Here is a 13,211-nt window from a genome sequence, read left to right as displayed (position 1 = left end):
AACTCTTGTGGGAGGGGGCTTGCTCCCGATAGCGGAGTGTCAGTCAGCCAATCTATAGCTGATCTGCCGCCATCGGGAGCAAGCCCCCTCCCACAAGGGATCTGCATTTATCTTCAAGATCCGGAGTTCAGCCATGGCCCTCGCCATTCCCACCCTCAAGCAGCGCCTGGCCCGTGCCGAGCGGCTCAATCGCTGGAAAGCCCAGGCCTTGATTGCGCCATTGGTGCTGTTTTTGCTGCTGGTGTTCCTGGTGCCCATTGTTGCGCTGCTCTACAAGAGCGTCGGCAACCCGGAAGTGGTGGGCGGCTTGCCGCGTACGGTGGTGGCGGTGACGGCTTGGGATGGCCGTGGCTTGCCCGGCGAGCCGGTGTACCAGGCGCTCAGTGAAGACCTGGCTCAAGCGCGCAAAAACCAGACCCTTGGCGATCTGTCCAAACGCTTGAACATGGAACTGGCCGGCTATCGCAGCCTGCTGACCAAAACCGCGCGGGCGCTGCCGTTTACCGACGCGCCGGCCTCTTATAAAGCCGCGCTGGAAACCCTCGACGAACGTTGGGGCGACCCGGCGTACTGGCAGGCGATCCGGCGCAATACCAGCAGCCTGACGCCTTACTACCTGCTGGCGGCCGTCGATCACCGTATTGACGACTTGGGCGAAATCGCTCCGGCCACCCCCGACCAGGCCATCTACCTGGATATCTTCGCCCGAACGTTCTGGATGGGCCTGGTGATCACGGTCATCTGCCTGCTGCTGGCCTATCCCCTGGCTTACCTGTTGGCCAACCTGCCGGCGCGCAAAAGCAACCTGCTGATGATCCTGGTACTGCTGCCATTCTGGACCTCGATCCTGGTGCGGGTGGCGGCGTGGATCGTGTTGCTGCAATCCGGCGGCCTGATCAACAGCGCCCTGATGGGCCTGGGCCTGATTGATGCGCCCCTGGAATTGGTGTTCAACCGTACCGGCGTGTACATCTCCATGGTGCATATCCTGCTGCCGTTCATGATTCTGCCGATCTACAGCGTGATGAAAGGTATCTCGCCGACGTACATGCGTGCGGCGATTTCCCTGGGCTGCCACCCGTTCGCCAGCTTCTGGCGCGTGTACTTCCCGCAAACCTACGCCGGCGTCGGCGCCGGTTGCCTGTTGGTGTTCATCCTGGCGATTGGTTACTACATCACCCCGGCCTTGCTGGGCAGCCCGAACGACCAGATGGTCAGCTACTTCGTGGCCTTCTACACCAACACCAGCATCAACTGGGGCATGGCCACCGCGTTGGGCGGCTTGCTGCTGCTGGCGACGGTGTTGCTGTACCTGATCTACAACCGGCTGGTGGGCGCCAGTCGCCTGCGCCTGAGCTGAGGAGACCTTGCGATGCTGAGCCCTTATATGTCACCGGTGGAGCGGCTGTGGTTCTACAGCCTGCGGATTCTGTGTGGCCTGATCCTGCTGTTCCTGATCCTGCCGGTGCTGGTGATCATCCCGCTGTCGTTCAACAGCGGCAGTTTCCTGGTGTACCCGTTGCAGGGCTTTTCGCTGCAGTGGTATCAGGACTTCTTCGCGTCGGCCGAATGGATGCGTGCCCTGAAAAACAGCATCATCGTCGCCCCGGCAGCCACGGTGCTGGCGATGGTGTTCGGCACGCTGGCGGCGATTGGTCTGACCCGTGGCAATTTCCCTGGCAAAGCCTTGGTGATGGCCCTGGTGATTTCGCCGATGGTGGTGCCGGTGGTGATCATTGGCGTGGCCAGTTACCTGTTCTTCGCCCCGCTGGGCCTGGGCAACAGCTTTTTCTCGCTGATCGTGGTGCATGCGGTACTGGGCGTGCCGTTTGTCATCATCACCGTGTCGGCGACCTTGCAGGGGTTCAACCACAATCTGGTGCGGGCGGCGGCCAGCCTGGGCGCGTCACCGTTGACTGCGTTTCGCCGGGTGACCTTGCCGCTGATCGCGCCGGGGGTGATTTCCGGGGCGTTGTTCGCCTTCGCCACGTCGTTCGATGAGGTGGTGGTGACGCTGTTCCTCGCCGGGCCGGAGCAAGCCACATTGCCCAGGCAGATGTTCAGCGGCATCCGTGAAAACCTCAGCCCCACCATTGCCGCAGCGGCGGCCCTGCTGATCGGGTTCTCGGTGGTGCTGTTGCTGACCCTGGAATGGCTGCGCGGCCGTAGCGAGAAGCTGCGCACCGCCCAGGTCTAAAGCCCGGTACAGATTAAAATGTGGGAGGGGGCTTGCCCCCGATGGCAGTGTGACAGTCAGCAACTCTGATACTGATACACCGCTATCGGGGGCAAGCCCCCTCCCACATTAGTTTGCGTTCATTCAGGAAATTACCATTCAGTCGGTGAATGCTAGGCAACCCAAAATCCCCAGCTATTCTTGTGCCAGCCCATCACCGACAAGAGGCCGCGCACATGAGTACTTCCTCATTCAAGATCGCCCACAAACTGCTGACCGGCGCTGGCGCCATTGAGCAACTCGGCGCCGAGTTGACGCGCCTGGATGTGGATAACCCGCTGATCGTCACCGATGCCGCGCTGGTCAAGTCCGGCACCGTCGCGCTGGCACTCGAACATCTGGGCGGGCGGACTTATGAAATTTTCGACCGCGTGCTGCCCGACCCGGAAATCGCCATTGTCGAAGATTGCATGCAGGCCTACCGCGACGGCGGGCACGACGGGTTGATCGGCGTCGGCGGCGGCAGTGCCATCGACATCGCCAAGAGCGTGGCCGCATACGCCGGTTACCACGGCGCCCTGGCGGATTTGTTCGGCGTCGACCAGGTGCCGCGCAAGGGCCCGCCGCTGATCGCGATTCCCACTACCGCCGGCACCGGCTCCGAGGTGACCAATGTGGCGATTCTTTCCGACAAGGTCGCCCAGCTGAAAAAAGGCATCGTCAGCGACTACCTGCTGCCGGATGTCGCGCTGATCAGCCCGCAAATGACCCTGACCTGCCCACGCAGCGTCACTGCCGCCAGTGGCGTCGACGCGCTGGTGCATGCCATTGAATCCTACCTGTCGCTGAACGCCTCGCCGATCACCGATGCCCTGGCGATCGGCGCGATCAAGCTGATTGCTGGCGCCTTGCCCAAGGTTTATGCCAACCCGGCCAACCTGCAGGCCCGTGACGATATGGCCACCGCCAGCCTGATGGCCGGCATGGCCTTTGGCAACGCGGGCGTGGGCGCGGTGCATGCGCTGGCGTATCCGTTGGGCGGCCGGTTCAACATCGCCCACGGCGTGAGCAACGCGCTGTTGCTGCCCTATGTGATGCACTGGAACAAGCTGGCCTGTGTCGAGCGGATGCGCGACATCGCCCAGGCCATGGGGGTAAATGTCAGCGGGTTGAGCGTGAATGATGCCGCCGACCAGGCCGTCGAGGCGATGACGCGACTGTGCGCCGCCGTCGAGATCCCGTCGGGCCTGCGCAGTTTCGGCGTGCCGGAGGAGGCGATCCCGGCGATGGCCACTGAAGCGGCGGGTATTGAACGCCTGATGCGCAACAATCCGCGCCAGCTCAGTGCCGCCGATATCGAGAAAATCTACCGGGCTGCGTACTAGCCGTTGAGTTAGGTCACGGTGCGCACGGCAAAGCATGAGGTATACAATGCGCGCCATCGTGATTTAGCTCAAAAAGGTGCGTCATGCAGCCCTTCGTCATTGCTCCATCGATTCTCTCCGCCGACTTCGCCCGCCTGGGCGAAGAAGTGGACAAGGTACTGGCCGCGGGTGCCGACTTCGTGCACTTCGACGTCATGGACAACCACTACGTGCCCAACCTGACCATCGGCCCGATGGTGTGCGCTGCGCTGCGCAAATACGGGATTACCGCGCCGATCGACGCGCACCTGATGGTCAGCCCGGTGGACCGCATCGTCGGCGACTTCATCGACGCCGGCGCGACCTACATCACCTTCCACCCGGAAGCCACGCTGCACGTCGACCGCACCCTGCAGTTGATCCGCGAAGGCGGCTGCAAGGCGGGCCTGGTGTTCAACCCGGCCACGCCGCTGAGTGTGCTGGAGTACGTGATGGACAAGGTCGACATGGTCCTGCTGATGAGCGTCAACCCAGGCTTTGGCGGGCAGAAGTTCATCCCCGGCACCCTGAACAAGCTGCGCGAGGCGCGGGCGCTGATCGATGCGTCGGGCCGGGACATCCGCCTGGAGATCGACGGCGGGGTCAATGTGAACAATATCCGTGAAATCGCGGCGGCGGGCGCCGACACCTTTGTGGCCGGCTCGGCGATCTTCAATGCGCCGGATTACCAGGAAGTGATCGCCCAGATGCATGCCGAACTGGCGCTGGCGCGCCCATGAGCGGCTTTGAGCAGCTGTTCCCCGGCAAATTGCCACGGCTGGTGATGTTCGATCTGGACGGTACCTTGATCGACTCGGTGCCTGACCTTGCGGCGGCGGTGGACCAGATGCTGCTCAAGCTGGGGCGCAAGCCTGTGGGGATCGAGGCGGTGCGTGAATGGGTCGGCAACGGCGCGCCGATGCTGGTGCGACGGGCGCTGGCAGGCCATATCGACGCCACCGGTGTGGACGAGATGGAAGCCGAACAGGCCCTGCAATTGTTCAACGCCGCCTATGAAAGCAGCCACGAGCGGACGGTGGTGTATCCCGGCGTGCGTGACACCCTCAAGTGGTTGAGCAAGCAGGGCGTGGAAATGGCCCTGATCACCAACAAGCCGGAGCGCTTCGTCGCACCGCTGTTGGACCAGATGAAGATCGGCCGATATTTTCGCTGGATCATCGGCGGCGATACCCTGCCGCAGAAAAAGCCTGACCCGGCGGCACTGTTTTTCGTGATGAAAATGGCGAATATTCCGGCGTCCCAATCGTTGTTCGTCGGCGACTCGCGCAGTGATGTCTTGGCGGCAAAAGCGGCGGGGGTGCAGTGCGTGGCCCTGAGTTACGGCTACAACCATGGCCGGCCGATTGCGGAAGAATCGCCAGCGCTGGTCATCGATGACCTGCGCCTGTTAATCCCCGGTTGCTTGGGCGCGGGCGCTGAGATAACGTTGCCCGACATCGACCCGTCCCCTACTGGAAATGCCATCGTGGTGGTCACTCGCAAACTCTGGATGAAAGTCATCAAGGCCCTGGCCCGCTGGCGTTGGCGCGCCTGACTGATCCCCGCCGCGCTGCGGCCCGTTTGCCTACCTGACCGATTGACCCTCACACCACGAGGCACCTGATGATCCGCGAAGAATTCCTGCGTTTGGCCGCTGCCGGCTATAACCGTATCCCCATGGCCTGTGAAACCCTGGCCGACTTCGACACGCCGCTGTCGATCTACCTGAAACTGGCCGACGAGCCGAACTCTTATCTGCTGGAATCGGTACAGGGCGGTGAGAAATGGGGCCGTTATTCGATCATCGGCCTGCCGTGCCGCACGGTACTGCGGGTGCATGACCATCATGTGAGCATCACCCATGATGGCCTCGAGATCGAAAGCCATGACGTAGAAGACCCGCTGGCCTTCGTCGAAGCCTTCAAGGCGCGCTACAACGTGCCGACCATTCCTGGCCTGCCGCGTTTCAACGGCGGTCTGGTGGGGTATTTCGGTTATGACTGCGTGCGCTATGTGGAGCAGCGTTTGGGTAAATGCCCGAACCCGGACCCGCTGGGCGTGCCGGACATCTTGCTGATGGTCTCCGACGCGGTGGTGGTGTTCGACAACCTCGCCGGCAAGATGCACGCGATTGTGCTGGCCGACCCTGCTCAAGCGGATGCCTTCGAGCAAGGCCAGGCCAGCCTCGAAGCGCTGCTGGAAAAACTGCGCCAGCCGATCACCCCGCGCCGTGGCCTGGACCTCAGTCGTCCACCCGCCGCCGACCCGGTATTTCGCTCCAGCTTTACCCAGGCGGACTACGAGCGGGCAGTCGATACCATCAAGGAATACATCCTCGCCGGTGACTGCATGCAGGTGGTGCCCTCGCAACGGATGTCCATCGACTTCAAGGCCGCGCCGATCGACCTGTATCGAGCGCTGCGTTGCTTCAACCCGACGCCGTATATGTATTTCTTCAATTTCGGTGACTTCCACGTGGTGGGCAGCTCGCCGGAAGTGCTGGTGCGCGTCGAAGACAACCTGATCACCGTGCGCCCGATCGCCGGTACGCGCCCGCGTGGCGCCACCGAAGAAGCGGATCTGGCGCTGGAAGAAGATCTGTTGAGCGACGACAAGGAAATCGCCGAGCACCTGATGCTGATCGATCTGGGGCGTAATGACACCGGGCGTGTCTCGGAAATCGGCTCGGTGAAGTTGACCGAGAAGATGGTCATCGAGCGGTATTCCAATGTGATGCATATCGTGTCCAACGTCACCGGTGAGCTGAAGGCCGGCCTGACCGCGATGGACGCACTGCGCGCGATTCTGCCGGCCGGTACCTTGTCGGGCGCGCCAAAGATTCGCGCCATGGAAATCATCGACGAACTGGAGCCGGTCAAGCGTGGCGTCTACGGCGGCGCCGTGGGGTATTTCGCCTGGAACGGCAACATGGACACGGCGATTGCGATCCGTACGGCGGTGATCAAGGACGGCGAACTGCATGTGCAGGCCGGTGGCGGCATCGTGGCTGACTCGGTGCCGGCCCTTGAATGGGAAGAAACCCTGAACAAGCGCCGGGCGATGTTCCGTGCGGTGGCGTTGGCTGAGCAAACGCCGCAAAGCTGAAGTCAGATGTAGATCAAAATGTGGGAGGGGGCTTGCCCCCGATAGCAGTGTGTCAGCCAGCACATCATGGACTGACAGGCCGCTATCGGGGGCAAGCCCCCTCCCACATTAAGCCTTCATTGTCCTGCTGTTAGAAATCCAGACTCACCCCGACACTGACCCCTTGCTGAGTCAAACTGTCATCCTTCCTCACGTTATACGCCGCCCGTAACGCCAGGTCCTGCGTCAGCTTGTGGCTGACCCCCAGGCTCAAGCGATCCGAATTGCTGCGTGGTGTATACCCGTCCAGCTTGAAGTCGATCCCCTGCACGCTGTTGAGCGAAATATTCACCTTCTGGGTGTCATTTTCGAACTCATGCTCGTGGGCCACTTCGCCAAACACCTGGGTGTGCGGGGTAATGCGGTAGCTGCCCTGCAGCCCGACACCCAGGCGCTTGGAGTCGCGCTGCTGGTCATCGAAGGTCAGGGCGGTGGAGCGACTGTCTTTTTCCGAGTAGCCATTCACTTCGACCCGCGCGTAATCGGCGCTGATAAAGGGCGACAGGTGCCAGTCACTGCCCGGCGCGGCGATGTCATACCCCACGCGACCGCTCAGGGCCCACAGCCAGCCATCGGTGTCACCCTTTTCCGACCCCTCGCTGACGCCCAGGGCGAACTTGCGCTTGAGGCTGTCGAAGTCCAGCTTGCCGCCGGTCAAGGCGGCGTCGGCCCACCAGTGATTCTGCTGATACTGGGCGAACGCCGTGCCCATGTAGCTGTTGAGCTTGTAGTCCGAATCGCTGGCGCCAGCTTCCAGTGTCTGGCGGTACAGGCCTGCGGCTACGCCCACGCGCCAGGCCTCGTTGAGTCGGTAGCTGCCACCGATGTTGAGGTTATAGCCACTGCCATCGCCGCTGGCCGAGCTGCTCTGGTCATCGAAATCCAGACGCTGGCCACCGCCCGCCACGATCGCGCGCCATTGGCCCACGGCTTGCCATTGGCCGGTGTCTGCCTGCCATTGATTGCGCAACTCATCTTGATGGGCGCGCAATGTGCCTTGGGCCATTTCCGGCAGCAAGGTCAGCTCCCAGGGCGCCGCGAGCAGGGAATAGGCGTAGTCGGCGATCAGCTGTTGCCCGGCGACGGTAGGATGGACCGAGTCGTTGTAGATCAGCTTGGTCGGGTCCGGATTGGTGCCGCCGATGCCGTAGACCGGGTTGGCGGTGCAGCTGTTTCCACTGAAACAGGTACCGGTCAAGTTTTGCCCGGTGGCGAGGCCGAAGCGGGCCGGATCGGCGAAGGCTTCGTTCAACAACAACGGAATGTTCAGCGGGATGACCTGTGCATCGATCTGCGACAGGCGCTGTACCAGGGACTGGTTGAAAATAGTGCTCAGGGCCGACGTCGCTGCCTGCTGCGGGGTGCCGTTGATGGCCGGCGTCAGTCCGAGGTCGGGCAGCATCCATACCATGATGTAACGCGCGCCGGCTTGTTGCAGGGCCTGGGCGCTATCCGCCAGGCGCCCGCCAGCGGCGACCGCCTGGGCGGGGCTGAGTACGCGACCTTGGAGAAAGTCATTGCCGCCACCGGACAGAAAGTACAGCGCATTTGGATCGGCCAGCCCGCCGTTGGCCGGCAGGTAACCCTGTCGACTGCGCAGCACCGTGCCGCCCCCGGCATTGCCGGGTGGGATCGCAGCGTTGGAGACCGAGGTAATGGAGTCGAGGATATTGTCGGTACGGTAGCCGCCGACCGCCCAGTTGTTGCCGTCCGGCAAGCCCTGGGCCGCGCGCACCGGTGAGGTGGAGGCGTTCAGGTCGTTTGGTGCCACACCCAGTTTTGCGCCGAGCAAGGTCGAAGAAACGAGGCCGTAATCCCCTTGGAACGTCGGCCCGGTGCGGTTGGTAAAGCGCAACGTCGATCCGGCGCTGCCGTCGGGGAACTGACCGGCATCAGCCAGGCTGTCGCCGAACACCACCATGGTTGAGTAGGGTGACGGTGCCGCATAGGCCTGCGCGCAAGCCAGGGAAAGCAGGCCGGCAGCCAGGGGCGCGAAGAACGGAGCTCTGGGCATGGAAAATTCCATTGAGTTGTTTTTATGTCGGAATCGAAACACTAGCAAAGTATTGAGCGTTTTCTATAGCGCAAAACCGAATTTTCCTACGCGCATCCCAACGAGCATAAGCCCGTATTTGCTGCTCCATATTGCACCGCTGGCGAGGCTACGTTACTGTGCCTGAACGTATGAATGAGACCCTCCCCGTGTTGATCATCAGCAAACTCTTGATGCGAGTAGTCAAGGCACACGCCCGTTGGCGTTGGCGCGCCTGACATTTTTCCCTGCCGGCCTGGCCGGATCTGCACCGATTTGCCTTCTTTTACCTTTTGTCTGACGCCCCTTGCCGTTCACCCCGGCAACCGGAACGTGCGTCTGGCAGCGGGCCACACGCTTGGAAGGCGGTCATTTGAAATCAGTGAATTCAAGAGGTTTGAACCCACATGTTGCTGATGATTGATAACTACGATTCCTTTACCTACAACGTTGTGCAGTACCTGGGCGAGCTTGGTGCCGAGGTCAAGGTCGTGCGCAACGACGAACTGACCGTCGCCGAGATCGCCGCACTGAATCCGGAACGCATCGTGGTTTCGCCCGGCCCGTGCACACCGAACGAAGCGGGCATCTCCCTGGAAGCCATTCAGTATTTTGCCGGCAAGCTGCCAATTCTTGGCGTGTGCCTGGGCCATCAGTCCATTGGCCAGGCGTTTGGCGGCGACGTGGTGCGCGCGCGCCAGGTGATGCACGGCAAGACCAGCCCGGTATTCCACAAGGATCTGGGCGTGTTCCACGGCTTGAACCTGCCCGTGACCGTGACCCGTTATCACTCGTTGGTTGTCAAGCGCGACACCCTGCCCGAGTGCCTGGAGCTGACGGCCTGGACCCAGCTGGAGGACGGCTCGGTCGACGAGATCATGGGCCTGCGCCACAAGACACTGAATATCGAAGGGGTGCAGTTTCACCCTGAATCGATCCTGACCGAGCAGGGCTACGAGCTGTTCGCCAATTTTCTCAAGCAGAGCGGCGGCACGCGCTAAGGACTTTCCATGGATATCAAGACTGCCCTGGGTCGTATCGTCGGCCACCTGGACCTGAGCACCGCTGAAATGAGCGATGTGATGCGCGAGATCATGACCGGCCAGTGCTCCGACGCACAAATCGGCGCCTTTATGATGGCCATGCGCATGAAGAGCGAAAGCATCGACGAAATCGTCGGCGCCGTATCGGTGATGCGTGAACTGGCGGACAAGGTCGAACTCAAGACCCTCGACGGCGTGGTCGATGTGGTCGGCACCGGCGGCGACGGTGCGAACATCTTCAACGTATCGACGGCGTCCTCGTTCGTGGTCGCGGCAGCGGGTTGCACCGTGGCCAAGCACGGCAACCGCGCGGTGTCCGGCAAAAGTGGCAGCGCGGACCTGCTGGAAGCGGCCGGCATCTACCTGAACCTGACGCCGGTACAGGTGGCACGCTGCATCGACAGCGTCGGCATTGGCTTCATGTTCGCCCAATCCCACCACGGCGCGATGAAACACGCGGCCGGCCCGCGCAAGGACCTCGGCCTGCGTACCCTGTTCAATATGCTCGGCCCGCTTACGAATCCGGCCGGTGTGAAGCATCAAGTCGTCGGTGTATTCAGCCAGGCGTTGTGCCGGCCATTGGCCGAAGTGCTGCAGCGCCTGGGCAGCAAGCATGTGCTGGTGGTGCATTCCAAAGATGGCCTGGACGAATTCAGCCTGGCGGCGCCAACCTTCGTGGCGGAGTTGAAGAACGACCAGGTCACAGAATATTGGGTCGAGCCTGAGGACCTGGGCATGAAGAGCCAGAGCCTGCATGGCCTGGCGGTGGAAAGTCCGGCGGCGTCGCTTGAATTGATTCGTGATGCCTTGGGGCGACGCAAGACCGAAAACGGTCAAAAAGCCGCGGAAATGATTGTGCTCAATGCTGGCGCGGCACTTTACGCAGCCGACCATGCCTATAGTCTTAAGGAAGGTGTCGCCTTGGCCCACGATGCGCTGCACACCGGTCTGGCTCGCGAGAAACTTGAAGAACTCGGAGCATTCACCGCCGTATTCAAGATGGAGAATGAAGCATGAGTGTTCCGACCGTTCTGGAAAAAATCCTGGCGCGCAAGGCTGAAGAAGTCGCCGAGCGCCGTGCCCGTGTGAGCCTGGCCGAGCTGGAAGCCCTGGCAAAAGCTGCTGATGCACCACGAGGGTTTGCCAAGGCCTTGCTCGAACAGGCCAAGAAGAAGCAGCCGGCGGTGATCGCCGAGATCAAGAAGGCCTCACCGAGCAAAGGTGTGATCCGCGAGCACTTCGTGCCACAGGAAATCGCCGTCAGCTATGAAAAGGGTGGGGCGACGTGCCTGTCCGTACTGACCGATGTTGATTTCTTCCAGGGTTCTGATCTGTTCCTGCAGCAGGCGCGCGCCGCGTGCACATTGCCGGTGATCCGCAAGGATTTCATGGTTGATCCCTACCAGATCGTCGAAGCGCGCGCCCTGGGCGCCGATTGTGTGCTGCTGATCGTTTCCGCCCTGGATGACGTGAAGATGGCCGAGCTGGCAGCGGTAGCCAAGAGTGTGGGCCTGGATGTATTGGTCGAAGTGCACGACGGCGACGAGTTGGAGCGTGCACTGAAGACCCTCGACACACCGCTGGTGGGGGTCAACAACCGTAACCTGCACACCTTCGACGTCAGCCTGGAAACCACCCTCGACCTGCTGCCGCGTATTCCGCGTGACCGCTTGGTGATCACCGAGAGCGGCATCGTCAACCGTGCCGATGTGGAGCTGATGGAGATCAGCGAGGTGTATTCGTTCCTGGTCGGCGAGACGTTCATGCGCGCCGAGAACCCAGGGGCGGAACTGCAGCGTCTGTTCTTCCCGGAGCGGGGTGTGGTGGTCAGCGGTTCCACGCTCGATTGAATCGATTTGAAACGCGATCAAAATGTGGGAGGGGGCTTGCTCCCGATAGCGGTGGTTCAGTTGACTGATTCACAACTGATACCCCGCCATCGGGAGCAAGCCTCCTCCCACATTGGTCTTGTGCTTATTCAGGTAGGTCAATGTAGATGACTAAGCTGGTTTCGATGACTGTACAAGCAGGCCTTGCCGCCGAGCAGGACTTGCTGGCCGCCGTCTGCGCAGGTGAGCGGGAATACGGGCTGTTGTTCTGGCAACCCAACGATCAAGCCTTGGTCATGCCGCGCCGTTTGAGTCGATTGCCGGCTTTTGAAGCGGCCAGCCGAGTCTCGGCAGAGGCCGGTTGGCCGGTGCTGTTGCGCGAAACCGGCGGTGAGCCGGTGCCGCAGTCGGCCGCCACGGCCAATATCGCCTTGGTCTATGCGCCGCCGCGCAGTGAGGGGGATCAAGGGCGCATCGAAACCGGCTACCAGCGTCTGTGCCAGCCAATCTGCGACGTGCTGCTTGAATTGGGCGGCGAGGCGTCTATTGGCGAAATTGACGGCGCGTTCTGCGACGGTCGTTACAACGTCAATCTCAACGGCCGGAAAATGGTCGGCACGGCCCAACGCTGGCGGCAGAGCGCTGGTCGCCCAGTGGGTTTGGTACACGGTGCTTTATTGCTGGATAACGATCGCGATGAGTTGGCTGCGGCGGTCAATCGTTTCAATCAAGCCTGTGGCCTGGAACAGCGGGTGCGTGCCGAGAGCCATATCGCGCTGCACGAAGTGTTTCCGGTGCCGGACGTGCTCAGCCGGCTCGACACCTTGTACCGTCAGATGTTGGCAGGCTTGCTGCCAGGTTAACGGGTTCCGAACACCACCATCGTCTTGCCTTTGACGTGCACCAAGTTGCGCTCTTCCAGGTCCTTGAGCACGCGCCCCACCATTTCCCGCGAACAGCCCACGATGCGCCCGATTTCCTGGCGCGTGACCTTGATCTGCATCCCGTCGGGGTGGGTCATGGCGTCTGGCTGCTTGCACAGCTCCAGCAGGCAGCGAGCGACACGCCCAGTCACGTCGAAGAACGCCAGGTCGCCGACCTTGCGCGTGGTATCGCGCAGACGTTGGGCGATCTGCCCACTCAGGGCATACAGAATGTCGGGATCATGTTGGGCCAGTTCGCGAAATTTCGTATAGCTGATCTCGGCCACTTCGCACTCCACCTTGGTGCGCACCCAAGCGCTGCGCTGTTGCTCCTTGCCGGCCTGCTCGAACAGCCCCAGCTCGCCGAAGAAATCCCCGGTGTTGAGGTAGGCGATGATCATTTCGCGACCGTCTTCGTCCTCGATCAGGATGGTGACCGAGCCCTTGATGATGAAGAACAGCGTTTCGGAGCGCTCGCCCGCGCAGATGATGTTGTGCTTGGCCGGATGACGCCGGCGCTGGCAGTGCATCAGCAGCTTGTCGAGGTTCTTGATCTTGGGTGTGGGAGTAAGAGCAACCATGGTTGTATCCCGAAAAACTGCACGATGTGGTTGGATTTGTTTTTATCAGCGCGACCGGCATTGATATGCGCTGTACAAAC

12 protein-coding genes are annotated in these 13,211 nt (G+C 61.5%); 10 read left to right on the top strand and 2 right to left on the bottom strand.

All coding sequences use genetic code 11. The features are described from left to right. Nucleotides 1-133 precede the first annotated feature (133 nt). The 6 genes from C4J93_RS24285 (at nucleotide 134) to trpE (ending at nucleotide 6,684) form a co-directional block, all read left to right on the top strand. Nucleotides 134-1,360, top strand: a complete 1,227-nt coding sequence (locus C4J93_RS24285; protein WP_124368547.1) for an ABC transporter permease — start codon at nucleotides 134-136, stop codon at nucleotides 1,358-1,360. Nucleotides 1,361-1,372: 12 nt separating this feature from the next. Then, complete coding sequence (locus C4J93_RS24280) at nucleotides 1,373-2,197, top strand: ABC transporter permease (protein ID WP_124430620.1); 825 nt, start codon at nucleotides 1,373-1,375, stop codon at nucleotides 2,195-2,197. A gap of 215 nt (nucleotides 2,198-2,412) precedes the next feature. Then, a complete protein-coding gene (locus C4J93_RS24275; RefSeq protein WP_124368546.1) occupies nucleotides 2,413-3,561 on the top strand; it encodes an iron-containing alcohol dehydrogenase in 1,149 nt (382 codons plus the stop codon). An 83-nt stretch (nucleotides 3,562-3,644) separates the two neighbouring features. Further along, nucleotides 3,645-4,319: a ribulose-phosphate 3-epimerase gene (rpe, locus tag C4J93_RS24270; RefSeq protein ID WP_124430619.1), complete on the top strand. Its 675-nt coding sequence runs from the start codon at nucleotides 3,645-3,647 to the stop codon at nucleotides 4,317-4,319. Beyond that, nucleotides 4,316-5,134 carry a phosphoglycolate phosphatase gene (locus C4J93_RS24265; RefSeq protein ID WP_124430618.1) on the top strand — a complete coding sequence of 273 codons (819 nt, stop codon included), beginning with the start codon at nucleotides 4,316-4,318 and terminating at the stop codon, nucleotides 5,132-5,134. Before rpe ends, C4J93_RS24265 begins: the two co-directional genes overlap by 4 nt. 68 nt (nucleotides 5,135-5,202) lie before the next feature. After that, the gene (trpE, locus tag C4J93_RS24260) at nucleotides 5,203-6,684 is read left to right on the top strand and encodes an anthranilate synthase component I (protein ID WP_124430617.1); all 1,482 of its coding nucleotides are present in this window, start codon (nucleotides 5,203-5,205) and stop codon (nucleotides 6,682-6,684) included. A gap of 130 nt (nucleotides 6,685-6,814) precedes the next feature. On the opposite strand, the gene estP is transcribed toward trpE, so the two are convergent. Then, a complete protein-coding gene (gene estP, locus C4J93_RS24255) occupies nucleotides 6,815-8,737 on the bottom strand; it encodes an esterase EstP (protein ID WP_124430616.1) in 1,923 nt (640 codons plus the stop codon). Between the two features lie 425 nt (nucleotides 8,738-9,162). Here estP and C4J93_RS24250 point away from each other — a divergent pair, with 425 nt between their 5' ends. The 4 genes from C4J93_RS24250 (at nucleotide 9,163) to C4J93_RS24235 (ending at nucleotide 12,490) form a co-directional block, all read left to right on the top strand. Beyond that, nucleotides 9,163-9,756 (top strand): aminodeoxychorismate/anthranilate synthase component II, encoded by a 594-nt coding sequence (locus tag C4J93_RS24250; protein ID WP_124364632.1) that lies wholly within the window; start codon nucleotides 9,163-9,165, stop codon nucleotides 9,754-9,756. Between the two features lie 9 nt (nucleotides 9,757-9,765). After that, a complete protein-coding gene (gene trpD, locus C4J93_RS24245) occupies nucleotides 9,766-10,815 on the top strand; it encodes an anthranilate phosphoribosyltransferase (protein ID WP_057723690.1) in 1,050 nt (349 codons plus the stop codon). Then, a complete protein-coding gene (gene trpC, locus C4J93_RS24240) occupies nucleotides 10,812-11,648 on the top strand; it encodes an indole-3-glycerol phosphate synthase TrpC (protein WP_124430615.1) in 837 nt (278 codons plus the stop codon). The genes trpD and trpC overlap by 4 nt, the downstream gene beginning before the upstream one ends. 146 nt (nucleotides 11,649-11,794) lie before the next feature. Then, nucleotides 11,795-12,490, top strand: a complete 696-nt coding sequence (locus tag C4J93_RS24235; RefSeq protein ID WP_124430614.1) for a lipoate--protein ligase family protein — start codon at nucleotides 11,795-11,797, stop codon at nucleotides 12,488-12,490. On the opposite strand, the gene crp is transcribed toward C4J93_RS24235, so the two are convergent. Beyond that, nucleotides 12,487-13,131 (bottom strand): cAMP-activated global transcriptional regulator CRP, encoded by a 645-nt coding sequence (gene crp / locus C4J93_RS24230; RefSeq protein ID WP_124364629.1) that lies wholly within the window; start codon nucleotides 13,129-13,131, stop codon nucleotides 12,487-12,489. The genes C4J93_RS24235 and crp overlap by 4 nt on opposite strands. Nucleotides 13,132-13,211: the final 80 nt, after the last annotated feature.

Source organism: Pseudomonas sp. R2-37-08W, from assembly GCF_003851705.1.
Classification (GTDB): domain Bacteria; phylum Pseudomonadota; class Gammaproteobacteria; order Pseudomonadales; family Pseudomonadaceae; genus Aquipseudomonas.
Note: the sequence above shows the minus strand (reverse complement) of the source record. Positions and strands in the feature narration are given on the sequence as shown.

Excerpts from the sequence above, each read along its gene's own strand:
- C4J93_RS24265 (WP_124430618.1), top strand. The coding sequence starts at position 4,316 with ATGAGCGGCTTTGAGCAGCTGTTCCCCGGCAAATTGCCACGGCTGGTG.
- estP (WP_124430616.1), bottom strand. The coding sequence starts at position 8,737 with ATGCCCAGAGCTCCGTTCTTCGCGCCCCTGGCTGCCGGCCTGCTTTCC.
- trpD (WP_057723690.1), top strand. The coding sequence starts at position 9,766 with ATGGATATCAAGACTGCCCTGGGTCGTATCGTCGGCCACCTGGACCTG.
- trpC (WP_124430615.1), top strand. The coding sequence starts at position 10,812 with ATGAGTGTTCCGACCGTTCTGGAAAAAATCCTGGCGCGCAAGGCTGAA.
- rpe (WP_124430619.1), top strand. The coding sequence starts at position 3,645 with ATGCAGCCCTTCGTCATTGCTCCATCGATTCTCTCCGCCGACTTCGCC.
- C4J93_RS24250 (WP_124364632.1), top strand. The coding sequence starts at position 9,163 with ATGTTGCTGATGATTGATAACTACGATTCCTTTACCTACAACGTTGTG.
- trpE (WP_124430617.1), top strand. The coding sequence starts at position 5,203 with ATGATCCGCGAAGAATTCCTGCGTTTGGCCGCTGCCGGCTATAACCGT.
- C4J93_RS24280 (WP_124430620.1), top strand. The coding sequence starts at position 1,373 with ATGCTGAGCCCTTATATGTCACCGGTGGAGCGGCTGTGGTTCTACAGC.
- C4J93_RS24285 (WP_124368547.1), top strand. The coding sequence starts at position 134 with ATGGCCCTCGCCATTCCCACCCTCAAGCAGCGCCTGGCCCGTGCCGAG.
- C4J93_RS24235 (WP_124430614.1), top strand. The coding sequence starts at position 11,795 with ATGACTAAGCTGGTTTCGATGACTGTACAAGCAGGCCTTGCCGCCGAG.
- C4J93_RS24275 (WP_124368546.1), top strand. The coding sequence starts at position 2,413 with ATGAGTACTTCCTCATTCAAGATCGCCCACAAACTGCTGACCGGCGCT.
- crp (WP_124364629.1), bottom strand. The coding sequence starts at position 13,131 with ATGGTTGCTCTTACTCCCACACCCAAGATCAAGAACCTCGACAAGCTG.